This window comes from Caloramator sp. E03, from assembly GCF_006016075.1.
GTDB lineage: Bacteria > Bacillota > Clostridia > Clostridiales > Caloramatoraceae > Caloramator_B.
The window spans coordinates 2,758,214-2,784,218 of the sequence record NZ_CP040093.1 but is presented as its reverse complement, the minus strand read 5'-3'; the positions used below and the strand labels follow the sequence as shown (position 1 = coordinate 2,784,218).

Sequence of the window (26,005 nt, the reverse complement as noted above, 5' to 3'; positions counted from 1 at the left end):
ATTCTCATTTATTATATCTGTAGATAACATTTCAACATTCTACACATTCTCTTCTACATCATATTTTACACAATTTCCCTGCTTCCTGGCTTAACATAAGCTATTCCTTGTCTACAAAGAGGGCAATCATCTTTTTCGTAGCTTTCCACATTAAGTTTCACGCAGCTATATACGGGATATTTTAAATTGCCGCCTCCTCTGTCAACTATACATGCAATTCCTATAACCTGTGCCCCTAAACCTTCTAAAAGAGTTGCAACTTCAAGGGATGATTTGCCTGTAGTCACAACGTCCTCTGTAATTAAAACCCTTTCACCTTTTTTTATTTCAAATCCCCTTCTTAAGGTCATAACATTATTTTCTCTCTCAGTAAATATTGCTCTTTTGCCCATCTGTCTTCCTATCTCATAAGCAACTATTATACCTCCCATAGCAGGTCCTACTGCAACATCAAAATCAATTCCCTTTAATTTTTCACAAACCACCTTTAATACTGTTTCTGCCTTATCAGGATACTGTAAAAGCTTTGCACACTGTATATATTTATTACTGTGTCTTCCTGAAGAGAGTAAAAAATGTCCTTCTAAAAGAGCATCTACTGATTTTAAAATATCTATCATATTTTACCTCCTTGCTATTCCTCTTATTTCTTTAATATCTTTAATCCCTTGTTCTTCCATAAAACTTTTAATTCCTTCTATAATTTCTACACATATCATTGGATTTATAAAATTCGCTGTACCAACTTGAATTGCTGTTGCACCAGCCATTATAAACTCTATTGCATCTTTATAGGATGATATTCCTCCTATCCCTATAACAGGAACATCGACTATCCCACAAACCTCATAAACCATCCTTAGAGCAATTGGCTTTATACAAGGTCCTGATAAGCCAGCAAATACATTATCAAAAACAGGTTTCTTTTTATATATGTCAATTGCAAGGGACTTGAAAGTATTTACTAGCGATAATGCATCAGCCCCAGCTTCGCAGCATTTTATTGCCATATCAATTATATCTTCAGCATTTGGAGATAGTTTTACTATAAGAGGCTTTTTGCAATACTCCTTTACTTTCGATACAACCTTATATGCAGTTTCAGATTTAATTCCAAAGGCTATCCCACCACTTTTTACATTAGGGCAGGATATGTTAAGCTCTATCATATCAACTTCACTGCAACTTAATTTTTTTGCTCCTTCTATATATTCTTCAACAGTTCCTCCACCAAGGTTTGCAATTATAGCAGTATTCATATTCTTCATTTTGGGAAGTTCATGCTCTATAAAATATTCTATTCCAGGATTTTGAAGGCCTATACTATTTATAAGCCCTGCCCTTGTTTCATGAAGCCTTATTCCTTTATTTCCTTCTTTTTTGTTTAAAGTCAATCCTTTTGTACATATTCCTCCAAGTATTCCAACATCAAAGAGTGCTGAATATTCTTCACCAAACCCAAAGGTCCCTGATGCTGCAATAACAGGATTTTTTAATTCAACGTTACATATATTAACATTTAGCACCTATAAACACATCCCTACCATAAAATATCGGTCCGTCTTTGCATACCCTTTTATTTCCATGTTTTGTTTCACATGTACATCCAAGACAGGCTCCAATTCCACAGGCCATATGCCTTTCCATTGAAACATAAACTGGTGTTGCATAAGTTTTACAAACCTTAACTATCTTTTCCATCATAACCTCTGGTCCACAACAAAGTACCACATTATATTCAAAGGGGCTGAAAATGTCAGTTACATAACCTTTATATCCATATTGCCCACTTTCTGTTGATATATATATATTAGAAACATATTGCGCAAACTCATCTACAGAGTAAATTTCATCTTTAAATCCTGCATATAAATCTATATCACATTCCCTTAGCTTTTTCACTGTATAAAGCATAGGTGCTATTCCAATACCACCTGTAACTATTGCAATTTTACCTTTTATTTTTTCTATATCAAATCCATTTCCTAAGGGACCAGTTAATTTTATATCATCATATTTTTTCAACTTTGTCATGATACTTGTTCCTCTTCCCTTTCTTTGATATAAAAAACTTACAACACCATCCTCATTATCATGTACACTTATAGGTCTTGATAAAATTGGTTCTTCGTCATAGCACCTTAACATAAAAAACTGACCTGGTTTTATGTTAAAGTCACCTTCAACTTCTATCCTAAAAACATCCTTTGAGAGATTAACATTTTCAATTACCCGTCCATTTTTACAGCTTAATTGCACTTTCAATCTCTCCTTTCATCTTTAAAACTTCAAACCTTGAACATTCATCAAATCTTAATTCACCATTTTCATAATTTTTATAGGCTAAAAGTATAGCCCTTGATGAATTAACGACTCCCCCATTCCCATTATTAAGATAGAGGGCAACATCTTTTGCCTTCCCTCCTTGAGCCCCATAGCCTGGTATTAAAAAGAACATATCTTTATAGCTATTTCTAATGTTTTGTGCTTCTTCCATATAGGTACAACCTACAACTGCACCTATACTGCTATAATTACACTCCCCCTTATAGTCCTTTGATATTTTATGAATTTCATCTCCTACATGAAAGAAAACCTTTTTATTATCTTTGCTTTCTATATACTGAACGTCCTTTGCACCAGGGTTAGAAGTCCTTAAAAGTATAAACAATCCTTTATTTTTGTTTTTTACATATTCAAGATAGGGCTCTATGCTATCAAATCCCATATAGGGGTTTAAGGTTATAAAGTCACATTCAAAATCACCTTCAAAATGAGCTTTAGCATACATCTTTGCAGTGCTTGATATATCTCCTCTTTTAATGTCACCTATTACAATTCCTCCGAGGGACTTTATATATTTTAAGGTTTTCATATACGTAAATAATCCTTCTATTCCTAAAGCTTCATAATAGGCTATCTGAACCTTATAGCATGATACTATGTCAAAGGTAGCATCTATTATTCTCTTGTTAAATTGAAATATAGCCTCTGCTAATGTATTGTATTTAGCTTTAATGGATTCAGGTATATATTCAGGTGAAACATCAAGCCCAACACACAGGCAGCTTTTCTTTTCAACATTTTCATAAAGCTTATCAATTATCATATTCATCACTCCTATAAACAACTCTTCCACCCTTAACTGTTAAAACAACCACACCATAAAGTTCCATTCCATCAAATGGGGTATTCTTCCCTTTTGATTTAAATTTATTAGCATTAACTTTATACTTTTTGTCTATGTCTACAAGAACTAAATCCCCATCAAAGCCTATATCTATTCTTCCTTTATTTAATCCCATTATTTCAGATGGCCTTTTTGACATAAGATTTGAAAGCATATTAAGTGTGATATAACCATTTTTTACAAGGGATGTATAACATACAGAAAAAGCCGTTTCAATCCCTGATATTCCAGGTGCACCATTTAATTTATCATCAAGCGTATGAGGTGCATGATCCGTTGCAATAACATCAACATACCCTTCTTTAATAGAATTTATTAAAAATTCTACATCTTTCTTTAATCTTAAGGGTGGATTTACTCTGTACATAACTTTATCACAAAGGCTTATATGATGAGGTGTAACCTCACAGGTTATATTAAAACCTTCTTTTTTTGCATTTTTAACCATCATCATAGCTTCTTTTGTACTAATATGAGCTATGTGAAGATGACATCCAGTCTTTTTAGCAGCTTCAATGTCCCTCATAGTCATATAGTTTTCAGATAACCTTTTGTCCCACTTTACATATTCCTCATGTTCTGGATGTGATATTACTGTAAATCCTTTTTCCCTTGCAATGCTCATTGCCCTTAGCATTACATCATCCTTTAGAATTCCCTTCCCATCCTCAGAAATAAACTTTACTGGGTAACTTATATTTTTAAGGTGGCTTACATCATCACCATTCATATCTTTAGTTACAGATACGCATTGATGCACATCTATAAGTCCAATATTCTTTGCTTTATTCAAAACATAACCAACAGTTTCCATATCAGAGCAAACAGGCTTTGTATTTGCCATAAGATTAACTGCTGTATATCCTCCGCAGACTGCAGCAAGACTTCCTGATAATAAATCCTCTTTATAGGTAAGGCCCGGATCTCTGAAATGGCAGTGTAAATCTATAAATGAAGGCATTAGAATAAGGCCTTTTCCATCTACCACTTTACAACTCTTTTCAATTCCTTTTCCTATTTCCTTTATAATCCCTTCATTTATATAAACATCACCAATAAAATCCTTCTCACTATCTATTATCCTTACATTTTTTATAAGGAGTTTCATACCTTTGCCTCCTCAAGCCTATGAACCTCATCACAATACTGACATCTATATTCTCCCTTTGCTTCATCCACAAGATAAAACACATTTTGAACATATTTCTCTATGGAGGTTATACAGCGTGGATTTTTGCATTTTATGACATCTACAACTTTACTAGGCAACTTCAGTTTTATTTTATTTTTTATTTTCTCATCTTCTATAATATCTATCGTTATATTAGGATCTATAAGCCCAAGAACAGTATAGTCAAGGTCTATAACATTTTCTATTTTAATTATGTCTTTTTTTCCAAGTTTTTGACTTTCAACATTCATTATAAGTGCAACTCTAAAGTCTGCCTTATCAAGGTTAAGATAGTTGAATATTTTTATTCCACAGCCAGCTTTAATATGATCTATTACTATTCCTTTTTTAATGCTATTTATTGTTAACATATCTCATCTACCCCAATAGCTTCATAATAAGTGCCATTCTAACAAACATTCCATACTTTGCTTGTTTAAAGTAATAGGCCCTTTTATCACTGTCCACCTCATAAGCTATTTCGTTTACCCTTGGAAGAGGATGCATAACTATCATATCTTCTTTTGCCATTTTCATTTTTTTCATATCAAGAATATAACTGTCCTTTAACCTAACATAGTCCTCTTCATTGAAAAACCTTTCTCTCTGCACTCTTGTTACATAAAGTATATCAAGCGTATCAATAACCTCTTCTATTCTCTCAACCTCTTTAAATTCTATGTTTTTCTTTTCTAATACTTCTTTTCTAATATAATCTGGAACTTTAAGCTCTTTTGGGGAAATCAATAGAAATTTATTATTTTCATATCTCGACATGGATTTTATTAATGAATGAACTGTTCTTCCGAATTTTAAATCGCCACACAGGCCAATTGTAAGATTTGATAATGTTTTTTTAACTGATCTTATAGTTAAAAGATCTGTTAAGGTTTGAGTTGGATGCTGATGACCTCCATCTCCAGCATTGATAAGTGGAATTTCAGAATATAAGGATGCAACCTTTGGAGCACCTTCCTTAGGATGCCTCATAACTGCAATATCTGCATAGCAGGATATGGTTCTTATAGTATCTGCAACACTTTCCCCTTTAGCAACAGAACTTGAATTAGGCTCTGAGAATCCTATTACTTTACCTCCAAGCCTTAACATCGCAGCTTCAAAGCTAAATCTTGTTCTTGTACTTGGCTCATAAAAAAGTGTTGCCATTAACTTTCCATCGCATGCATGAGCATATTTTTCTGGATTTTCAACAATTTTATCTGCAAGATCAAGTATACTGTCAATTTCCTCAACTGAAAAATCCATAGGGTCAATTAAATGTCTTCCTTTTAACATATTATTCCTCCTTTTTTGCCTCACTGGACAAATTAAAAGTTTTTAAAATAAAAGCCTTCCTCATGGGAAGGCATAAAAATACACAATTTTAGAATTGCTCTCATCACATCCTTCCCGGTATCGCAGTACCAGCTTAAAGGCATTTTTAATATAATATCACAAACCCTGTAGAGTGTCAATATGAGTTTTTAATTTCATGGATTATCTTATTAATTTTATCCTTTTGTTCTTTATTAAGCTTTCCATTTTTTAATATATCTTGTAAATCCGATATAAGTTTTGGTTTTTCAATATATTTATCACTAAAGGCTTTTAATATTTTTCCCATATCATCAGTATTTAAATATAATACTTTTTTTAAAAACTCTGAAGGGTTTTTGGTATAGATGCCATATAAAACTTTATAATATAATTCCTTTGAAATACCCTCAAGCTTTTTAGAAGAATTTATAAAATCCTTAAGTCTGTTACCTTCAAAAAGATTTTGATCTCCAATAAACTTTAAAATGCTTTCTTGTTTATCTATATCTAATCTGCTAAGGTCTATATTTTTTAGGCTATTTAATATTTTTTCACCTTCAGTTTTATTTATCCTGCTTGCTGCAATTTTATTTATTTCATCTATAGTAAGACCTTTTTTAATATCAAAATTATTATAAAAATAAAATATCGTAATCGTAAGAAGAAAAAAGAAAATAATATTTGTTACTTTCCTCATAACTACCCCTCAACATTATTATTTATTATCAATCTAATTATTATTATACAAAAAATTATAAATATTAAATAGCATAAATATTAAACAATGGAAATATTATTATATAGAATAATAATCGGAGGGTTGTAAGTGAAAAAACTATACAAAGTAGCATTGATACTTGTACTAATTGGAGCTATAAATTGGGGGCTCGTAGGGCTTTTTCAATTTGACCTTGTAGCTACCCTCTTTGGAGGGGCAAGCAGCTTAATTTCAAGAATTATATATACACTTGTTGGGCTATCCGGCATATATCTTCTATCTGATCTTATTGCTAATAAAAAATAAGGATGGATCTTCCCATCCTTTTATTATTCAAAATTGAATATTTGTCTTATATCATACCCCATGGTTTTGAATTTTGAAAATAAAATCTCTGCTCTTATTAACTTAATCTTTATAATATTCATTTTAATTGGCAGTTTTAGAAGCTGCTCAACATTAAGTCCTTTTATTTGTGCTATATCACAGTATTCCTTACCTCTATATGGTACTATATAGGCTTTACCAAAAATCTGTACCCCTGCAAGCTTAGTCATATTATCATAATTATCGTATATAGAAATTGAAACATTTTCATTTAATAATATATTGGCAAATTTTTCTCCACCCTCACTAAATAAATATATATATCCATCTTCATAAGTATATTCTATAGGCGTTCCTCTAACCCTACCATTAAATGATGTTGAAAGAGTACAGGTATTGTGGCATTTTAAAAATTCCTCTAATAAAAACTTAACCTTTAAATAAGGAGCAGACGGAATTATTTTATCCCTAAAGCCTTTAATTTCAAGGCCTAAATCCACAACCTCCTTAACATCATAAAAATCAGCATCCTTTAAAACAATCTTTGCTTTTTCAGAAAAACTAATTAGAAGATCCATATCTTCTTTTTCCAGTTCTTTAAGCTTTAAAGCACCACCAAGTGCTTTAGCTGTTACTATACATTCTTTTTCAAGGATTGATATTATCGGTTTAAAATATTCCTTTTCCTTTGATTTAGCAAGGCACGTACAAAACAGAGCAATTTTCTTTGTTCTTAAAAAATCTCTTTCTTCTATGGCAAAACGAATAATTTTCTCATCAAAACTCTCCATGTATATTGGAGATCCTAAAACAAAAAAATCATAATTTTTGTATTCTTCATTAAATTCATTACAGGATATGACCTTCGATGGTCCTAATATTAAGGCTAAAGTATCTGCTGCTTTTTTTGTAGTACCATATTTACTTTCACATATTATTAAAGTTTTTTTCATATAAACCCCCCTTAAATTTTATATTGAGAAACCCTTTTCCCTTTAAAATAAAAGGCATTCACAGGACAACCATGAATACACCTTTGGCAACATATACATTGGGATTTAAATTTTATTGTTTCATCAAATGTTATATTTTTAGTAGGACAGTTTTGAATGCATTTTTGACATTTTACACATACAGACATATCAACTTTAAGCTTATTCTTAGCCCAATTTAATGCATATTTTTTAAACATTTTATATATTGCCTTACCAAAAACTAATCTTAAATTTGAAACATTATTTAAAACCTTTTTACCTTCTAAGAAACTTTCAACAATAGATTTCACATAAGCCTGTGCATCTTTTTTAAGTTTTTCACATTCATCTTGAGGAGTTTTTTTAAATCCTGCTATAAAAAAATTTTGAGGCATTTTAACCATTATTTTAGCCATTATTTCAAAATCTTTTTTATTTAATATTTCTCCAAGATAATCTGCCCCGGCAGCTGAATTACTTGCCTGGGTAGAAAATATAATACATTTTCTTCTGTTTCCGTACTTAATGTTATTATTAATAAAATCAATAAAGTAATCTGGAAAAAGATCTGAATGTATAGGACATCCAAAAACATAAAAATTATAATCATCATTTATTTTCTTTTTTTTGCTAATATCTATTAGTACACATTCAATGTTTCTTTTTTGGAACTCATCTTTAAAATTTTTAGCCACAAATTCTGTATTACCTGTACCTGAAAAATAAACTATAGCACCTTTCATTCTATCCCTCTGATCTATATTCTATTATTAATGGTGATTCTGTTTCCCTGCACCATTTTACAGTGATACATGTAGCAATATTTCTTGGGCAGAACCTGCAAATACATTGTTTATCTTCTCCACTACAACTTCCTGCTTTTAAATAAGGACATTTTTTACAATTGCTGTTTATAATCTTTACCATTTTAAACCTCTCATATCATAATTTATTAAAAATATTATATCAAAAATAAAAGCAAGATTAAACTTTAATCCTGCTTTTATTATTCTTATTACATATATTTTAAGTTCTCTACTTTTCATATCTTCTTTTAATTTCCTTCTTAATATCCTCAATTGATATTCCTTTATCTACCATAAGCACAAGTACATGATACAAAAGATCAGATATTTCATAAATCATTTCTTCTCTACTATCGTTTTTAGAAGCTATAATAACTTCACTTGACTCCTCTCCAACTTTTTTTAATATCTTATCTATTCCTTTATTAAAAAGATAGTTAGTATATGAACCTTCTTTAGGATTTTGCTTACGGTTCATAATTCTTTCATAAAGATTTATTATTATTTCTTTATCATCACTGCTCTTATCTTCATCTACATAAAATTCATTAAAAAAACAGCTGCTACTTCCTGTATGACATGCATTTCCAAGAGGTTCAACCTCAATGAGAACTGTATCACAATCACAGTCAAAACTTATCCTCTTTACTTTCTGATAATTTCCTGAGGTTTCTCCTTTATTCCAAAGTTTTTTCCTACTTCTACTATAAAACCATGTTGTTCCAGTAGTAATCGTTTTTTCTATTGACTCCTCATTCATATATGCTAACATAAGTACTTTTTTACTTTTTTCATCTTGAATTATTGCTGGTATGAGCCCATTATCATCAAACTTTATCTGCAGCGTCATAATATTCCCTCCTTACACAAATTCCATCCTTAGCTAAATAATCCTTAAGATCTTTTATTTTAATGTCCCCATAGTGAAATATAGATGCTGCTAAAGCTGCATCAGCTTTACCATATTTTAAAACTTCACTAAAATGCTCCATATTTCCTGCACCTCCTGAAGCTATAACAGGAATATTTACGGCCTCTGCAATTGCCCTTGTAAGTTCAATGTCATATCCATTTTTTACTCCATCACAGTCAATACTGTTTAATACTATCTCTCCTGCTCCAAGGTTCTCCCCAGTTTTAGCCCAAGATATAGCCTCAAGATTTGTTTCAACTCTTCCTCCATTTATAAATACTTTATAGTATCCATTTTCAGTTTTTTTAACATCCATAGATAATACCACACACTGGCTTCCAAATTTTAATGCTGCTTTTTTAATAATATCTGGATCTCGAACAGCTGACGTATTAACTGACACCTTATCTGCTCCTGCTAACAAAGCTGCTCTAAAATCTTCTATACTATTAATACCTCCTCCTACAGTAAAAGGTATGTTGATTTTCTCTGCAACCTTTTCGACAACATTTAAAAATATATTTCTCTTCTCAAAGGATGCGGTTATATCATAAAATACAAGTTCATCCGCTCCTTCTTCATTATAATACTCTGACAACTTAACAGGATCATCAACATCACATATATCTTTAAACCTTTTCCCCTTGACAACTCTTCCATCTTTTACATCAAGACAGGGAATAATCCTCTTTGCAAGCAAGCACAATCCCTCCAAAATCTTTTATTTGCCCTGTATAAAGAGCCTTTCCAACAATTGCCCCATAAACACCAAGTTTTTTCAACTCTAACAAGTCATCTGCAGAACTTATTCCACCAGAAACAATTATATTTAAATTTGTTTTATTTTTTAGCAATCTTATATGTTCAAAATTAGGACCTGACAACATCCCATCCTTTAGTATATCCGTATATATAAGGTATCTTAATCCTAATCTTTCAAGCTCTATTGCCAAATCAAAGGCGTTTTTATTGCTCACTTCCATCCATCCATTTATTGCAGCATAGCCATCTTTTGCATCAATAGATACTGCAATATTATCCCCGTATTCTTTTAATGCATTTATTATTAATTCCTTATTGGATATTGCTGCAGTTCCTAAAATCACCCTTTTTACTCCTAATGAGATTACCTCTTCAATATCTTTAATGGTTCTAATTCCTCCTCCAAGCTGTAAAGGAATATCTACTGATTCTATTATATTTTTGACTATATGCTTATTTTGAGGCTGCCCACAAAATGCACCATCTAAATCAACAACATGTAAATATTCTGCCCCTAATTTTTCCCATAACATTGCAGCATCAACAGGATTATCATAAAAAACTTCTTCATACTTTTGATTACCCTGTGTTAGCCTAACACATCTGCCATTTTTAATATCAATTGCTGGAAATATTATCACTTTATCAACTCCCCAAAATTTTTTAAAAGTTTTCCCCCAACTTTCCCACTTTTTTCGGGATGAAACTGCATACCTATTATATTGTTGTTCCTTACAATAGCAGGAACCTTAACTTCATAATCACAATATAAAATTACATCTTCAAAGTTATCAGGCTTAACATAATAAGAGTGCACAAAATAAGCATAATCGTTATTTCTAATTCCTTTTACAATTTCATCTTCTTTATTAAAAACAAGGCTATTCCATCCTATATGAGGCACTTTTAACTTTCCGCTAAATCTTACTACTTCTCCTTTCAAAAGACCTAATCCTTTATAACATCCTCCTTCATAGCTTACATCATAAAAAAGCTGAAATCCCAAGCATATTCCAAGAATATATTTGCCCTTAGAAATGTTTTCTTTTATACAATCAATTAAATCTGCCTTTTCAAGGTTATAAATAGCATCTCCAAAGGCTCCAACCCCTGGAAGTATCATAGCTTTACTATTATTTATATCTTCAGCCTTTGACGTTACCTTTGCATCAAAGCCCATATTAATAACTGCTCTATAAACATTTTTTAAATTCCCTGCTCCATAATCAATTATTGCAATCATACCCAACCTCCTATATTCTATAGACTTCCTTTTGTCGATAAAACGCCCTCAATTTTTTCATCAACTCTTGAAGCATTATATAGTACTCTTCCAAACCCTTTAAATATAGATTCAGCAATATGATGACTGTTTTCTCCATACATTAATTTAATATGAAGGGTAGTTTTAGAATTTATTGCAAATGCATAAAAAAATTCTTTTATAAGCTCAGTTTCGAAATTACCAATAAACTCCTTATTGAATGGAACGTCAAATATTAGATACCCTCTTCCACTTATATCAATTGAAACCATAGAAAGAGCCTCATCCATTGGTGTAAATACTGTAGAATACCTTGAAATTCCCTTTTTATCTCCTATGCAGTTTAAAAAAGCCTGTCCAAGAACAATACCTAAATCTTCAACTGTATGGTGATTATCAACTTCTATATCGCCAACAGCTTTGATTTTTAAATCAAAAAAGCTATGTTTTGAAAAAAGATCTAACATGTGATTTAAAAATCCTATTTTAGTATCAATCTCCCCTCGTCCTTTACCATCTATACATAAATACATATTAATATCTGTTTCATTTGTTTTTCTTAATATATTTGTTTCTCTATTCATTATTAACCACTCTCTTTACAGTATTTATAAATTTATCATTCTCATGTCTTTTTCCAATTGTAACCCTTATACATCCTTTTAGGATATCCGAATTAAATGATTTTACTGAAATACCATGTTCTTTTAGTAGTTTTACAGCTTTATTGAATTCTTGAAAACGGATAAGCAAGAAATTCCCACAGCCATTATAAACTTTTATCCCATTTAAACCTTGAAGCTGATTTAGTATATATTCTTTTTCACATTTTATTTCATCTATACTTTTTCTAACATCATCAACATGCTTAAGCATTATAACCCCTGTAATTTGTGAAAATATATTGAGGTTATACGGGGACCTTATTTTATTTAAAACATTAATAATTTTCGTGGCTGCAGCAGCATATCCTATTCTTGCTCCAGCAAGAGCAAAAGCCTTTGAAAGAGTTCTAATAACTATAAGCCTATCCTCATCAATCTTATCTATAACTGTTTGCCCATAAAATTCAAAATAAGCTTCATCAACAACAACTATACTATTTGTATCATGCAAAACTTTTAATATATCATCCCTTTTTATTACATTTCCTGTAGGATTATTAGGGTTGCAAAGGAATATAAGCTTTGCATTATTTTCATTTGCTTTTTTAATAATTTTGTTTATGTCTATATTAAAGTCCTCATCACTTTCTACTTCGATAACCTTTGCTCCTGATATTCTTGCAGTAATTTTGTACATTGAAAAGGTTGGAACATGTATTACCACATTATCTCCTTTGTCTACAAAAGCATTTATTATCAACCCAATTATTTCATCAGAACCATTCCCACATATTAAATTATCCTCATCAATGCCAGTATATTTTGAAAGTTCTTTTCTTAATCTAAGGCTAGTAGGATCAGGATATCTGTTTATATTATTTTTTATAATTTCATTTAAAAAATATTCATGATAATTTCTAAATAAATCGTTAGGGTTTTCATTAGCATCAAGTTTTATTTCACAAAGTTCATTAACTGCACTATATGCCTCTAATTCATATACACTCTTTTTAATTAGCTTCTCCATAATCAAACCTCACTTTTATAGAATTAGCATGAGCATCGAGCCCTTCATTATTTGCAAACTTTATTATCTTATCTTTTATATTTTTTAAATTCATTTCATCATAGTAAATAATACTTGATTTTTTCATAAAACTCTCAACACTTAAAGGTGATGAGAATTTTGCTGTACCTGAAGTTGGAAGGGTATGATTAGGACCTGCAAAATAATCTCCAAGGGGCTCTGGAGAAAATTTCCCTAAAAAAATAGCCCCTGCATTTTTAACTAAAGGAAGCAGTTCAAAGGGGTTTTCTACCATAATCTCAAGGTGCTCTGGTGCAATTTCATTGCAAATATTAATGCAGGTTTTAATATTATCTGTTATAAATATTCTGCAATTACTTTCTAATGATTTTTCAATAATATCCTTTCGACTCAAATATTTTAATTGAGTATTTATATTTTCAATAACTTTATATGCAACCTTTTCACTTGTTGTTATTAAAATAGATGCTGCATTTTCATCATGCTCAGCTTGGGATAGCATATCTGCTGCTATGAATTTTGTATCTGAGCTTTCATCTGCAACAACACATATTTCACTTGGACCTGCCACCATATCTATATCAACTTTCCCATATACCATGCTTTTTGCCCTTGCAACATATATATTTCCTGGACCTGTTATTTTATATACAGGCTTAATAGTTTCCGTTCCATAAGCAAGAGCTGCTATTGCCTGTGCTCCACCTATTTTATATATTTCCTTTATGCCACATACCCAGGCAGCTGCAAGTATATAAGGACTAATTGAGCCATTTTTATCAGGAGGTGACACTAAAACTATTGATTCTACACCGGCAATCTGTGCTGGAATAGCATTCATTAAAACTGTTGAAGGATAGGCTGCCTTTCCCCCTGGAACATATATTCCAACTCTTTCAATAGGGCTTACCTTCTGTCCTAAAATTATCCCTTCATTTTTATACATCATCCAAGAACTTTGCAGAGTTTTTTCATGATATTCATAGATATTCTTTTTTGCCTCTTTTAGTATCTCTATAAACTCCTCTTGAACAATACTTAATGCATTTTCAATTTCCTTATCTTTTACCTTTAAATCATCTAAATTTACCTTATCAAAGGCATTTGTATAATAAAGTAATGCTTTATCTCCTTTTTCCTTAACATCATTGATTATATTTAAAACAACATTATCAATTTCCCTGTAGAATTTTTCACTTCTTTCATTTATATTCTTTATCGCCTGTTTAAAATTATTTTCATTTACATATATCCTTCTCATCCCTTTGCCTCCCGAAACAATCAGCCAAATTTTTAATATCCTCAGACTTATTTTTAAAACTCACTTTATTTGAAATAAGTCTTGCACTTATAGGACATATTTCTTCAAGAACTACAAGTCCATTCTCCTTAAGAGTTGTCCCTGTTTCAACAATATCAACTATCACATCACTAATACCTACTATAGGTGCAAGTTCAACTGAACCATTAAGCTTAATAATATCAACTGGTTCTTTCTTTTTAATAAAATATTCCCTTGCAACCTTTGGATATTTAGTAGCAACTTTTAATTTTTTTCCTTTTCTATAGCAGAAGTCCTTTAAAGCTGCTACAACAAAGTTACACCTTCCAAAACCTAAGTCCATTATTTCATATACATTAGAATCTGATTCTAAAATTGTATCTTTACCAACAATTCCAACATCTGCAACACCACTTTCAACATAAATAGGAACATCATCTGCTTTTACAAGTATAATTCTTGTTTTGGAGCTTTTATCTTCAAATATGAGTTTTCTTGAATTTTCATAATCTGTAAAATTAATTCCACAATCTTTTAAAATATTTATTGCTTTATTTGCTATTCTTCCCTTTGCAAGCGCTATACTTAAATAATCCACTTTTCTCTCCTCCGCTAATGAATTGGTGTTATAATATTATTAAAAAGAACATGCTTTAAAAATCTATCTTCTTTACATACGTAAACTGCTCCATTTTCCATATTCTTAACTTTTAAACCATCTTTAGAAATATAAACCACTTCCCTTGCCTGTTTGCTATTATTTAAACTTATTTCATTCAATAGTTCTGTTTCAACAATGAAATTGTTTTCTCTAAGTTTTGATGCAATTGATAGAGCTTTATCCCTCGTTTCGTTGCTATAGATTAAAATGTAGTCTGTTTTAAACATATCTCCAATTTCCCCCATACCTATCACCTCCATAATCTCATCTATATTCAAACCTAAACCAGTTGCAGGAATAAATTTTCCAAACCTTTGTGTAAGGGTATCATACCTTCCTCCACTCATAACTTCTCTTCCATAGCTGTTTACATACCCCTTAAATATAGCACCGGTATAATAATTAATATGATTAATAAGCCCTAAATCAAAAGTTATATATTTTTTATAACCGTATAGCTTTAAAATTTCATATATATCTTTCATATTATAAAGCGATTGTTCCATTCCTCTATTTAATATCATTTTTTCAGCCTTTAAGAGCACTTCATTAGGATCGCCATAGAGATAAATAACGTTAAGTAAAGTATCCTTATATTTTTTTGGTAGTTTTGCCTCATTTAGTACTCTTTCAAGTTCATCATAATTTTTACTCTCAATATATTTTCTTATATCTTCATAATGTTTTTTTGATATATCACAGCTTTCAAGTATCCCTTTAACAAAGCCTACATGCCCTATTTCAATAGTTATATCTGTTAATGAGCAGTCAATAAGGCTTTTTATTCCAACTGCAATAACTTCTGCATCTGAATCTGCTTCACTTTTCCCAAAATATTCTATTCCTGCTTGAACAAATTCTTTTTTTCCGTAACCTGCTCCATTATTACTTCTTCTATATACATTCTCTACATAAGACAGCTTTAAACTTCCATGAATATTATTAAAATTTAAAGCTGCAATCCTTGCAATAGGTATTGTCATATCCGGCCTTAGAACCAGTATTTTCCCATTTTCATCTATGAGCTTAAACATTTCATCCCTATCTGTAATTGAGTCCATTTCATAAAACAAATCATAATACTCAAAACTCGGAGTAGATATAGGTCTGTAACCATAACTTTTAAATATGTCTTTTACCTTTAATATAGCATTCTCCTTTACTTCATATTCGTGGTAAAATATATCCTCAACACCTTCTGGTATTATTCCAAATAAATTTTCCAAATCCCATCCCTCACTTTAATTTTTTATCACTTTACCATGCTAAATTATTAATATAATAATATATCTTCTTTATTATTAAGTCAATATTTTTAACAAAAAATTAAAGGACGCATTAGCGTCCTTAATTAAATATGAAACAATAATTCTCCATAAGTTGGTATAGGCCATAATTTTTCATCAACCAAAGTTTCGAGCTTATCTGCATCTGCTCTTAACCTTTGCATTGCCACAAATACTTCATCTCTATAGAATTTAGCTTTTGCATAGATATCATCTTCAATATCTGAAGCCTTTGAATTAATTTCTTCAAGTCCTTTTATATTATTCTTAAATGAAGTAATAACCTTTGAAACCTCAAGTAAAAGTTCTTCTTGTGCAAAAGTTTCGGCTAAAATGCCTGTTTGCTTTATCTCATTGATAGTCTTTGCAAGTTCTCCTGTAAATTTAATTGCTGCAGGAAGTATTTGTTTCTTTGCTATATCAAGCATAGTTAAAGCTTCAATATTTATTTGTTTTATATAGGATTCAAGGAGTATTTCATATCGTGAATAAAGTTCATCTCTGCTTAAAACACTGTGATTTTCAAAAAGCTCAATTGCTTTGTCAGTAATAAGTGCTTTTGCTGCCTCAACTGTTGATTTGATATTTGGAAGACCTCTTTTTTCAGCCTCTTCAACCCACTCCTTAGAATATCCATCACCATTAAATATAATCCTCTTATGATTTTTAACTATTTCTTTTAATATATTTTCAACTTCAGCATTAAAATCTGTTGCCCTCTCAAGCCTATCAGCTATTTCCTTTAAGATTTCAGCTACTATTGTATTCAATACAGTGTTAGCATCTGCAATCGAAGCTGAGGATGGAACCATTCTAAATTCAAATTTGTTACCAGTAAAAGCAAAAGGTGAAGTTCTATTTCTATCTGTTATATCCTTATGGAGCTTTGGAAGTGTTGTAACACCAATCCTAAGTTCTTCTTTTTGCTTTAAAAACTTTGTTTCTTCTCCATTTTCAAGCTGATTTAAGATTCCAGTTAGCTGATCCCCAAGGAATATAGATATTATAGCAGGAGGTGCTTCATTTGCCCCAAGCCTATGATCATTTCCTGGATTTGCAGCTGAAACACGTAGTAAATCTGAATATTTATCAATTGATTTAATCACTGCACATAGGAATATTAAAAACTGTGCATTCTCATGAGGTGTTTTACCTGGATCAAGAAGGTTCTGACCATCATCAGTACTTAATGACCAGTTATTATGCTTTCCTGAACCGTTTACCCCTGCAAATGGCTTTTCATGTAAAAGGCATACAAGTCCATGTCTGTTTGCAACCTTTTTTAAAGTATCCATAACTATCTGATTATGATCTGTTGCGGTATTTGCATCAGTATAAATTGTTGCTATCTCATGCTGAGCTGGAGCTACTTCATTATGCTTAGTCTTTGCTGATACTCCAAGCTTCCATAGCTCTATATCAAGTTCTCTCATAAAAGAAGCTATTCTCTCTTTTATACTTCCATAATAATGATCCTCAAGTTCTTGACCCTTTGGAGGCTTTGCACCAAATAATGTTCTACCAGTAAATACAAGATCCTTTCTTTTGTTATATAGTGTACTATCAACAAGGAAATATTCCTGCTCCGGACCTACAGTTGGTATAACCCTTTTTGATGAAGTATTACCAAATAACCTTAATACTCTAATAGCCTGCTTAGACAATGCTTCATAGAACGCAATAGAGGTGTTTTCTTATCAAGAGCTTCTCCTGTATAGGAGCAAAAAGCAGTTGGTATATATAAAGTTACTCCTCCTTCATCCTCTCTTAAAAATGCCGGTGAAGTACAATCCCATACCGTATATCCTCTTGCCTCAAAAGTTGCTCTAAGTCCTCCTGAAGGAAAAGATGATGCATCAGATTCTCCTTTAATAAGCTCTTTTCCTGAGAACTCTGTTATTGCTTTTCCATCTGATGTTGGAGAAATAAATGAATCATGTTTTTCTGCTGTAATCCCGTTCAATGGCTGGAACCAATGAGTATAGTGAGTAGCCCCCTTTTCAATAGCCCAGTCCTTCATTGCATTTGCAACAACCTCAGCTACATTAGGTTCAAGTGGTAAGCCAAGTTCAATCGTCCTTCTTAAAGCCTTATAGGTCTCCTTTGGAAGCCTTTCCCTCATTACCGAATCATTAAAAACATTAACCCCAAAGACTTCTGAAATAGTTCCCTTATTACAATTTTCACCTTTCATAAACATCATCCTCCCCTAAAAAAATTAAAAATAAACATAAAGCGCCCCAAAGAACATGCCTGATACATATTCCTTGAAGCGCCATTGCTTCAAAACCAAATTTAATTATGATAATATGATAGTATTTTATATATTAAAATGCAATACTTTTTTTGTTAAAAATATGTTAACTATTTTGTTATTTAATGAACTTATTTAGAATTAATATTATAAAATATATAATTGGCTGATGAACAATATATATCAAAAGAGAATTTTTACTTATGCTTCTTATAAAGCCAAAATCATATTCCAATTTAAAAAGACTCTTTTTTTCATTGTAAAATGACTTTCCGGCCAAAATTCCAATTATGTATAAAGATAAATAGGGAAACAACGGAACATAATCAAGAGTACTAAAGCCATTATATAGTATTCCAACAGGAACAAATACCCAAGTATTTAAAGTAATGCTTTCAAAATAAAAGCCAAGCATTAATGATAATATAGCCATAATAAAGAGTATTTTTTTTTGTATTTTTTTAAGCAACGGATATATAATCATACAGATCCCTAAAAAATGTAGTACTCCAAACCTTATATATTCCTTAGGAAAAAGTATATAAGTTATAACTGATATCATCAATCCAAAACAAAATACTTTTACTCCATTTTTTATAACATTTTTACTTAAAGTACTGCTAATACCTGATAAAAAAATAAAAAGCAGTAATGAAGTTTTTCCAATCCAATACCATGTTTTACTGGTATATGATATATTAAACCCAGCAAAGGTATTTAAATCATAAACAACATGAAAAGAAACCATTAATGATATTGCTATGGTTCTCAATAAATCTATTTCAAAAATCCTTTTGTTTTTCACGTTATCACCTTTAAAAACTATACTGCAATTTTATTACTATGTTTACCACACCTATCTCCAAAACATCCTATTACAATACCATTTTCCTTAAGATTTACAACTTCACATCTATTTGGGCATCCATTACATTCAAAACTTGAAGAAGTTATTTTACTATCGGAAATCTCAAACCCTTTAAATTTGCTTTTTTCTGCCTTTTTAACAGATTCAGAAGCAATTATTGCTGCTCCAATTGCTCCCATCATATTGTAGTAAGGAGGTACATAAACCTCAAATCCAAGTGCATCTTCAAAAGCAGCTTTCATTCCCTTGTTTGCTGCAACTCCTCCTTGAAAAAATACCTTTTGCATTATTTCCTTTCCCTTTGCAACATTATTAAGGTAATTCCTCACCAGTGCTTCACAAAGCCCCCTTATTATGTCTTCCTGTTTATATCCAAGCTGTTGTTTATGAATCATATCTGATTCTGCAAACACTGCACATCTTCCTGCAATTCTTACTGGAGAGGTTGATTTTAAAGCATAATCGCCAAATTCTTCGATTGATATTTCAAGCCTTTCTGCCTGACGATCAAGAAAAGATCCTGTACCTGCTGCACATACAGTATTCATGGCAAAATCTAAAACTATACCATTTCTTAATATTATTATTTTTGAATCCTGTCCGCCAATTTCTATTATAGTACTAACTTCCTTATCTATACTTAATGCTGCTGTTGCATGGGCAGTTATTTCATTTTTAACAGCATCTGCACCAATTAAAAAAGATGCGATATTTCTTCCACTTCCTGTAGTTCCCGCTGCTAATATTTGCTTATTATCATACTTTGATTTTAACACTTTAAAACCTTCCTGTATAGTTTCGATTGGACGTCCCTTTGTTTTTAAATAAAGAGCTTCCACTACATTATAATTTTTATCTAAAATTACAATATCAGTACTTACAGAGCCCACATCAACTCCAAGATAATACACTTTGTCTCCTCCTTTCAAGCAAATCAATAAAAGCTTCTAACCTCGTAACATATCCTGCTTCTCCAGTCATTTCATCAACAACTAAAGACATTATAGGTATATCTAAATCCTTTGAAATTGAAGGAAGTACAGCCTTTGATACTATTTCAGGCATACATCCCATTGGAAATATCTGTATTACTCCATCAAATCCTTCATTTTTTGCAATTACTGACTCTCCAACGCATTCCATAGCATGTCCTCCTATACATAAAGGGATATAATTTTTTGATGCACTTTTTATATCTAATGAATTTATTTTAAGAGGTGATAGAAATGTATTTTTAACCCACCAGCTTGGAGTAAGCACTCTTTTTGTTGAAACTCCATAGTCCATAAGCTTATCTTCAATATAAAGATTTGAAAAAGGTTCTATTATTGTATATATTTCACCTACTAATGCAATCTTCAATGGATTTTTACTATCATCTACTTCAATAGAATTTATTTTTTTGCTATATTCACTTATAATATCTATCATTTCATCTGCGCCTTTAGCATTTATTGCCTCTGATTTACACCTATTTAAAAGCCTTTTGCACTCACCTTTATTTTTTTCATAGCCTGAAATATAATGTGCATCAGCTTCAATTCCATCAATTAAGTTTTGAATTTTTAATGCTTTATATAATGCCTTAACCTTTTGTGATTTTGACCTATTGCTTGCAGCAGATATTTTTCCTATTCTTCTTATTAGCTCTTTAATTCCAATATCTGATGGAACATCCATAACAATAAAATCAACCTTTTTATTAAGCTTTTTAAGAAGTTCAATTTGAAGTTCACAATATTCTCCAAACCTACAAGGTCCACAACTTCCTGTTATTAAAATTGTATCAGCACCCTTTTCAATGCTTTGCAAATAATTACCTATCATTATTTTAAAAGGTAAGCATATCTCCTCTGGTGAATATAGTGTTCCTATTTTTAAAGCCTCTTTATTATTAAAAGGTGGCACTATACATTCAATGCCAAGCTCATCAAATAAAGCCTTTGCTGCAAAGCACACATTACCAAGATGCGGAAAAGTTATTTTCAATATTGCTCCTCCTTTCAAGCATATCTACAAATGCTTCAATTCTTGTGTCAAAACCTGCCTCTCCAGTATGTTCATCTATTTTTAATACAAGCATAGGAAAATCTCTTATTCTATTTTTTATAAGTTCAACAACTACAGAATCAATACCACAAGCAAATGAGGATACATATATTATTCCATCTATTAACATATTTTCTGCCATATAGGTTGAAAAGCCATAAGAATTCCTTGCAAAAGTCCAAAAAGGTTTTTTATATAGTATTGATATTTGGCTATTTATATACTCTTCATTTAGTCTTTCTTCGGTTGTAACTCCAACTTTTAAATTATTTAATTTTTTTATAACGTTCATATTTATAAAACTATCATAGATATTATATGGATGCCCGACTAAAGCTACTTTAAGTTCATAATCTTTATCCATAATGCCTTTTTTATTTTGTTTTTGACTTTCTAATGCAACTTTTAATGCATTATCAATTCTTTTTCTATTATTAGTTATATTTTTACCAACATTAAAAGCCCAACTTTTTAGCTTATACTTTGAATCTGCATACAATGTATCACCGATTATAAGTGGTAAATTGGGTATGCTATGTTTTATCATTTCTGGCAAGCCACAAAATTTAGGGCATATAAATTCATTTTTATAAAGCCTCATTATTCTTGGAATAAAAAGCATATCACATTTATCTTTTATTGATAACACATGCCCATGAAAAACTTTTATAGGAAGGCATGCTTCATCAACACAATATTTAACACCGCCATCTAATATTTCCTTATTTGTATCACCAGAAGTTACTATTTCACAGCCTAATTCATAGAAAAAACTTTCAATAAAAGGATAATATCTATAATATAAAAGCCCCTTTGGAATTCCAATCCTCATGACACCCTCCAAAAATAATTTTTTACATTCATTAATGTATTTTATCCAGTTGCCTCTTTATTATTCATATATAGACTTTATTATTTATATAATATATTGATAGATATTTCTATTTCTTGTAACAAACACCATAGATGATGTATATATTAATATTAATCGAGAATTTCAGAGGTGAAAATATGCCCTTATCTGCAAGAGAGCTATTTGCAAGGCTAATAAAATGCGAAGCTGAAGGAGAAGGAGAAATGGGCATGAAGGCTGTTGCTACAGTTGTAATGAATAGGGTGCATGTATCTGGTGGAGAATATCTAAGAACAGGTCAAGGTGATTTAAGAAGAGTTATACTTCAGCCTTATCAATTTACTTGCGCTCTTACTGAAGTTTATGGGCAGCCAAATGCTCAAAATATCTACAACATGAATCCAGACCAGATTCACTATGACATTGCTGACTGGGCTTTATCAGGAAATAAACTAACAGGCACTGAGCTGGCTCTCTGGTATTATAATCCTTATAGTCCAATATGCGCCACATACTTTCCAAAAAACAGATCTGGTGTCTATAATACAAGGGTTGCTCAGCATTGTTTTTATAATCCAACTGCATTATATTGGAAAACATGATATAGGAGGTATAATATGTCTAATGATAATTTTGAAGACAACATGATGTACGAACAACCAGCTTATGGTTTTGGCTACTACCCACCAGTATTTAGGTATCCAACTGATGAAGAATGTGATAGCTGCATTGAAAGACAAGGTCAACCTGGAATGCTCGATACCCCTCCACCTGAATTTACACCCGGTTCAACAACAGAACCTACATTAACTGACATAGCATACACTCAAGCATTTTTAAAAACACAGATAGGTAAAAGAGTTAGAATAACATTCTTAATTGGAACAACAAATTTAACAGACAGAGTTGGAATACTTGAACAAGTTGGAGTGAGCTACATCGTATTAAAAGTACCAGAGTCAAATATAAGAGTTATGTGTGATTTATATTCTATTAAATTTGTAGACATATTTGAACCAAACAACACTATGCCAAGACTTAATACTAATTATTAAAATAGGCGGAAAACCGCCTATTTTATTTTAGTAGACTAATTTTTGTTTTTGACTTAGAATAGCATTGGAGGTGTTTATATGTCAGAGGCAACTTTTAATTTTTTTATACATAATAGCAAAATATACAATGTTTCAGAATTTGATAAAATTTACATTGAAATTAATCCTTCAATATATGAAGTAATAAGAATTATAAATAAAATCCCCATATTTTTAGAAGATCATTATGAAAGGCTTAAAAACTCAGCACAGATTATAGGGTTTAATCTTGATGAAAAAAACATTTCTCTTGAGCATATTAAAGAAAACATTACAAAGATGATTAAATTAAATGATATAGAGGAATATAACATAAAGATAGTTTTAAACAACCTCAAAAGCAGTTTAAATGAGTATTATTTCTTTATCAAAAGTTCTTATCCTGATGAGCAAACATATAAAAAAGGGGTTAAAACTTGCCTTTTTAAAGCAGTAAGAGAAAATCCAAATGCAAAAGTTATTAACGCATATCTTAGGAATAAAATAAATAACATTTTAAGTACAAAAAATTACTATGAAGCTATATTAGTCAACGAAGATAATGAAATAACAGAAGGAAGCCGTTCAAATATATTTTTTATAAAAAATAATTCTCTTTATACTGCCCATATTTCGAAGGTACTTCCAGGTATAACAAGACAGAAGATTTTATATATTTGCAATCAAAACAACATCTCTGTATATGAAACTTCTATTTATACTGATGATATAAACAGTTTTGATGCTGCATTTATAAGTGGTACCTCCCCAAAGGTACTTCCTATAGCCAAAATAGATAATTTTGATTTTAACATTCAAAATCCTTTACTATTAAGAATTATGAAATTATATGATGATGAAATTAAAAATTATATTTTAAAGCAAAAACAGGTGCAGTAATGCACTTATTTTTTTATACTGATTTCTATAATTTAATTTTAAACACATATTGCAATTTTTTTATTTTTTATAACATCACTTATACTTTATTACAAAAATTATAATTTTAAAGTTGAAATTTTGTATTGTAATACTTTCATATATGCTATATAATAACAATTATAGTATTATGTATGTTTGTATACAATTATACAGGGAGGTGTAAAACATGCTAAAAGCTGAGCTTAATAACATAACAAATCTTATGGAACTTCAAAAGTGCAATTACGAATTAGAAGATGTTAATGAACCAAACCTGTTTAGACATATATTCCCCTACTCTGAGATACCAAAGATTACATTTAATTATAAAAATATACCTATATGCGTTCCGAATGAAATATGGATAACAGATACAACATTTAGAGATGGTCAGCAGGCTATATCTCCATTTACAGCTGAGCAAATAATAAAAATTTACGACTATCTTCATAAACTAGATAACAATTCTGGAATAATAAGACAAACTGAATTCTTTTTATATACTGAAAGGGACAGAAAGGCTTTGGAAGCCTGTCTTTCAAAAGGATATAAGTATCCTGAGATAACAACATGGATTAGAGCCAAAAAGGAAGATTTTAAACTCGTTAAAGATATAGGCATAAAAGAAACTGGAATACTTATGTCCTGCTCAGATTATCATATATTTAAAAAGCTTAATATGACAAGAAAACAAGCTATGAATCAATATCTTGAAATTGCAGCTGAGGCCTTTGAACACGGTATTATACCAAGATGTCATCTTGAAGATATAACAAGAGCAGACTTTTTTGGCTTTGTTGTTCCTTTTGTAAATGAACTTATTAAACTTTCAAATGAAGCAAAAATACCATTTAAAATAAGAGCCTGTGACACATTAGGTCTTGGTGTATCGTTCCCTGGTGTTGAACTTCCAAGAAGCGTTCCTGCAATAATATATGGATTAAGACATTATTGCGGCTTGTCTTCTGAATATATAGAATGGCATGGTCATAATGACTTTTATAGCGTTGTAACCAATTCAACGGCTGCCTGGTTATATGGGGCATCATCTGTTAATACCTCTCTTCTTGGAATAGGAGAAAGAACTGGAAACTGCCCACTTGAAGCTATGGTAATTCAATATGGACAGCTTAGAGGAAATACTAAAAATATGCGACTTGAAGTATTAACTGAAATTGCCGAATACTTTGAAAGGGATATTAAATACTCAATACCTCCACGTACTCCTTTTGTAGGAAAAGAATTTAACGTTACAAGGGCTGGAGTTCATGCTGATGGGATGCTTAAGAATGAAGAGATATATAACATTTTTGACACAACAAAACTTTTAAACCGCCCACCTGTTGTTGCTATTAACGAGTATTCAGGCCTTGCAGGTATTGCTGCATGGATTAATATGTATTTTAATCTAAAGGGTAATAACAAGATAGATAAAAAGCACCCTGTTGTTCAAAAAATAAAAGATTGGGTTGACAAAGAATATGAGAATGGGCGAACAACTGTAATAAGCAACAACGAGCTTGAAGCTCTTGTAAAGGAGTATATGCCAAATATTTTAGATGTTGAAAATGTTTCAATTGAAACTGATTACAAGTTTTTAAACAGACAAAATAATAAAAAAATAAAACTTAAGACAAAAACTCTTTAAAATGGAGGAATCATA

The 26,005-nt window shown here is 31.0% G+C and carries 30 protein-coding genes and 1 pseudogene; 5 read left to right on the top strand and 26 right to left on the bottom strand.

What is annotated here, in order from left to right:
- Positions 1 to 65: 65 nt before the first annotated feature.
- The 8 genes from pyrE to FDN13_RS13160 all read right to left on the bottom strand — a co-directional run bounded on the left by pyrE (position 66) and on the right by FDN13_RS13160 (position 6,375).
- A complete protein-coding gene (gene pyrE / locus FDN13_RS13195; protein ID WP_138980818.1) occupies positions 66 to 620 on the bottom strand; it encodes an orotate phosphoribosyltransferase in 555 nt (184 codons plus the stop codon).
- A 3-nt stretch (positions 621 to 623) separates the two neighbouring features.
- Positions 624 to 1,526: a dihydroorotate dehydrogenase gene (locus FDN13_RS13190; RefSeq protein ID WP_138980817.1), complete on the bottom strand. Its 903-nt coding sequence runs from the start codon at positions 1,524 to 1,526 to the stop codon at positions 624 to 626.
- Complete coding sequence (locus FDN13_RS13185; RefSeq protein ID WP_207670894.1) at positions 1,513 to 2,259, bottom strand: dihydroorotate dehydrogenase electron transfer subunit; 747 nt, start codon at positions 2,257 to 2,259, stop codon at positions 1,513 to 1,515. The genes FDN13_RS13190 and FDN13_RS13185 overlap by 14 nt, the downstream gene beginning before the upstream one ends.
- Positions 2,243 to 3,109 (bottom strand): orotidine-5'-phosphate decarboxylase, encoded by an 867-nt coding sequence (pyrF, locus tag FDN13_RS13180; protein ID WP_138980815.1) that lies wholly within the window; start codon positions 3,107 to 3,109, stop codon positions 2,243 to 2,245. The genes FDN13_RS13185 and pyrF overlap by 17 nt, the downstream gene beginning before the upstream one ends.
- Positions 3,099 to 4,298: a dihydroorotase gene (locus FDN13_RS13175; RefSeq protein WP_138980814.1), complete on the bottom strand. Its 1,200-nt coding sequence runs from the start codon at positions 4,296 to 4,298 to the stop codon at positions 3,099 to 3,101. Before FDN13_RS13175 ends, pyrF begins: the two co-directional genes overlap by 11 nt.
- On the bottom strand, positions 4,295 to 4,732 hold the full coding sequence (locus tag FDN13_RS13170; RefSeq protein WP_138980813.1) for an aspartate carbamoyltransferase regulatory subunit: 438 nt from the start codon (positions 4,730 to 4,732) through the stop codon (positions 4,295 to 4,297). The genes FDN13_RS13175 and FDN13_RS13170 overlap by 4 nt, the downstream gene beginning before the upstream one ends.
- A gap of 7 nt (positions 4,733 to 4,739) precedes the next feature.
- Complete coding sequence (gene pyrB / locus FDN13_RS13165) at positions 4,740 to 5,657, bottom strand: aspartate carbamoyltransferase (protein ID WP_138980812.1); 918 nt, start codon at positions 5,655 to 5,657, stop codon at positions 4,740 to 4,742.
- Positions 5,658 to 5,832: 175 nt separating this feature from the next.
- Positions 5,833 to 6,375, bottom strand: coding sequence for a hypothetical protein (locus FDN13_RS13160; protein ID WP_138980811.1), 543 nt, complete (start codon positions 6,373 to 6,375; stop codon positions 5,833 to 5,835).
- Positions 6,376 to 6,504: 129 nt separating this feature from the next.
- On the opposite strand from FDN13_RS13160, the gene FDN13_RS13155 reads away from it, so the two are divergent.
- Positions 6,505 to 6,702, top strand: a complete 198-nt coding sequence (locus FDN13_RS13155; RefSeq protein WP_138980810.1) for a DUF378 domain-containing protein — start codon at positions 6,505 to 6,507, stop codon at positions 6,700 to 6,702.
- A gap of 23 nt (positions 6,703 to 6,725) precedes the next feature.
- Here the strand turns inward: FDN13_RS13155 and FDN13_RS13150 are convergent, their stop codons facing one another.
- From FDN13_RS13150 to FDN13_RS13070, 18 genes and pseudogenes are all read right to left on the bottom strand, one after another.
- Entirely contained in the window at positions 6,726 to 7,676 is a 951-nt protein-coding gene (locus tag FDN13_RS13150) for a flavodoxin domain-containing protein (RefSeq protein WP_138980809.1), read from the bottom strand.
- 11 nt (positions 7,677 to 7,687) lie between these two features.
- Positions 7,688 to 8,440 carry an EFR1 family ferrodoxin gene (locus FDN13_RS13145; RefSeq protein ID WP_138980808.1) on the bottom strand — a complete coding sequence of 251 codons (753 nt, stop codon included), beginning with the start codon at positions 8,438 to 8,440 and terminating at the stop codon, positions 7,688 to 7,690.
- Between the two features lies 1 nt (position 8,441).
- A complete protein-coding gene (locus tag FDN13_RS13140) occupies positions 8,442 to 8,624 on the bottom strand; it encodes a hypothetical protein (RefSeq protein WP_138980807.1) in 183 nt (60 codons plus the stop codon).
- Positions 8,618 to 8,743, bottom strand: a complete 126-nt coding sequence (locus tag FDN13_RS14510) for a hypothetical protein (protein WP_256372265.1) — start codon at positions 8,741 to 8,743, stop codon at positions 8,618 to 8,620. The genes FDN13_RS13140 and FDN13_RS14510 overlap by 7 nt, the downstream gene beginning before the upstream one ends.
- On the bottom strand, positions 8,733 to 9,353 hold the full coding sequence (gene hisIE, locus FDN13_RS13135; protein WP_138980806.1) for a bifunctional phosphoribosyl-AMP cyclohydrolase/phosphoribosyl-ATP diphosphatase HisIE: 621 nt from the start codon (positions 9,351 to 9,353) through the stop codon (positions 8,733 to 8,735). Before hisIE ends, FDN13_RS14510 begins: the two co-directional genes overlap by 11 nt.
- Complete coding sequence (gene hisF / locus FDN13_RS13130) at positions 9,331 to 10,116, bottom strand: imidazole glycerol phosphate synthase subunit HisF (protein ID WP_138980805.1); 786 nt, start codon at positions 10,114 to 10,116, stop codon at positions 9,331 to 9,333. Before hisF ends, hisIE begins: the two co-directional genes overlap by 23 nt.
- Positions 10,085 to 10,819 (bottom strand): 1-(5-phosphoribosyl)-5-[(5-phosphoribosylamino)methylideneamino]imidazole-4-carboxamide isomerase, encoded by a 735-nt coding sequence (hisA, locus tag FDN13_RS13125; RefSeq protein WP_138980804.1) that lies wholly within the window; start codon positions 10,817 to 10,819, stop codon positions 10,085 to 10,087. The genes hisF and hisA overlap by 32 nt, the downstream gene beginning before the upstream one ends.
- Entirely contained in the window at positions 10,816 to 11,421 is a 606-nt protein-coding gene (hisH, locus tag FDN13_RS13120) for an imidazole glycerol phosphate synthase subunit HisH (protein ID WP_138980803.1), read from the bottom strand. Before hisH ends, hisA begins: the two co-directional genes overlap by 4 nt.
- Positions 11,422 to 11,438: 17 nt before the next feature.
- Entirely contained in the window at positions 11,439 to 12,026 is a 588-nt protein-coding gene (gene hisB / locus FDN13_RS13115) for an imidazoleglycerol-phosphate dehydratase HisB (RefSeq protein WP_138980802.1), read from the bottom strand.
- Positions 12,019 to 13,074 (bottom strand): histidinol-phosphate transaminase, encoded by a 1,056-nt coding sequence (gene hisC / locus FDN13_RS13110; protein ID WP_138980801.1) that lies wholly within the window; start codon positions 13,072 to 13,074, stop codon positions 12,019 to 12,021. The genes hisB and hisC overlap by 8 nt, the downstream gene beginning before the upstream one ends.
- The gene (hisD, locus tag FDN13_RS13105; protein WP_138980800.1) at positions 13,058 to 14,356 is read right to left on the bottom strand and encodes a histidinol dehydrogenase; all 1,299 of its coding nucleotides are present in this window, start codon (positions 14,354 to 14,356) and stop codon (positions 13,058 to 13,060) included. The genes hisC and hisD overlap by 17 nt, the downstream gene beginning before the upstream one ends.
- Complete coding sequence (gene hisG, locus FDN13_RS13100; RefSeq protein WP_138980799.1) at positions 14,334 to 14,975, bottom strand: ATP phosphoribosyltransferase; 642 nt, start codon at positions 14,973 to 14,975, stop codon at positions 14,334 to 14,336. The genes hisD and hisG overlap by 23 nt, the downstream gene beginning before the upstream one ends.
- Positions 14,976 to 14,989: 14 nt before the next feature.
- A complete protein-coding gene (gene hisZ, locus FDN13_RS13095; RefSeq protein WP_138980798.1) occupies positions 14,990 to 16,264 on the bottom strand; it encodes an ATP phosphoribosyltransferase regulatory subunit in 1,275 nt (424 codons plus the stop codon).
- A 125-nt stretch (positions 16,265 to 16,389) separates the two neighbouring features.
- Positions 16,390 to 18,518 (bottom strand): annotated as a pseudogene (locus FDN13_RS13090) (glutamine synthetase III).
- A gap of 178 nt (positions 18,519 to 18,696) precedes the next feature.
- Positions 18,697 to 19,383 carry a heparan-alpha-glucosaminide N-acetyltransferase gene (locus FDN13_RS13085; protein ID WP_138980797.1) on the bottom strand — a complete coding sequence of 229 codons (687 nt, stop codon included), beginning with the start codon at positions 19,381 to 19,383 and terminating at the stop codon, positions 18,697 to 18,699.
- Between the two features lie 17 nt (positions 19,384 to 19,400).
- Positions 19,401 to 20,357, bottom strand: a complete 957-nt coding sequence (locus FDN13_RS13080; RefSeq protein WP_138980796.1) for an acyl-CoA dehydratase activase — start codon at positions 20,355 to 20,357, stop codon at positions 19,401 to 19,403.
- Positions 20,338 to 21,435 (bottom strand): acyl-CoA dehydratase activase-related protein, encoded by a 1,098-nt coding sequence (locus FDN13_RS13075; protein ID WP_138980795.1) that lies wholly within the window; start codon positions 21,433 to 21,435, stop codon positions 20,338 to 20,340. Before FDN13_RS13075 ends, FDN13_RS13080 begins: the two co-directional genes overlap by 20 nt.
- Positions 21,407 to 22,327 (bottom strand): acyl-CoA dehydratase activase-related protein, encoded by a 921-nt coding sequence (locus FDN13_RS13070; protein ID WP_138980794.1) that lies wholly within the window; start codon positions 22,325 to 22,327, stop codon positions 21,407 to 21,409. Before FDN13_RS13070 ends, FDN13_RS13075 begins: the two co-directional genes overlap by 29 nt.
- A 179-nt stretch (positions 22,328 to 22,506) precedes the next feature.
- Here FDN13_RS13070 and FDN13_RS13065 point away from each other — a divergent pair, with 179 nt between their 5' ends.
- From FDN13_RS13065 to FDN13_RS13050, 4 genes are all read left to right on the top strand, one after another.
- The gene (locus FDN13_RS13065; RefSeq protein ID WP_138980793.1) at positions 22,507 to 22,950 is read left to right on the top strand and encodes a cell wall hydrolase; all 444 of its coding nucleotides are present in this window, start codon (positions 22,507 to 22,509) and stop codon (positions 22,948 to 22,950) included.
- 42 nt (positions 22,951 to 22,992) lie between these two features.
- Entirely contained in the window at positions 22,993 to 23,403 is a 411-nt protein-coding gene (locus tag FDN13_RS13060) for a hypothetical protein (protein WP_138980792.1), read from the top strand.
- A gap of 78 nt (positions 23,404 to 23,481) precedes the next feature.
- Positions 23,482 to 24,321, top strand: coding sequence for an aminotransferase class IV (locus FDN13_RS13055; protein ID WP_138980791.1), 840 nt, complete (start codon positions 23,482 to 23,484; stop codon positions 24,319 to 24,321).
- Positions 24,322 to 24,565: 244 nt separating this feature from the next.
- Complete coding sequence (locus FDN13_RS13050) at positions 24,566 to 25,990, top strand: 2-isopropylmalate synthase (RefSeq protein WP_371414847.1); 1,425 nt, start codon at positions 24,566 to 24,568, stop codon at positions 25,988 to 25,990.
- Positions 25,991 to 26,005: the final 15 nt, after the last annotated feature.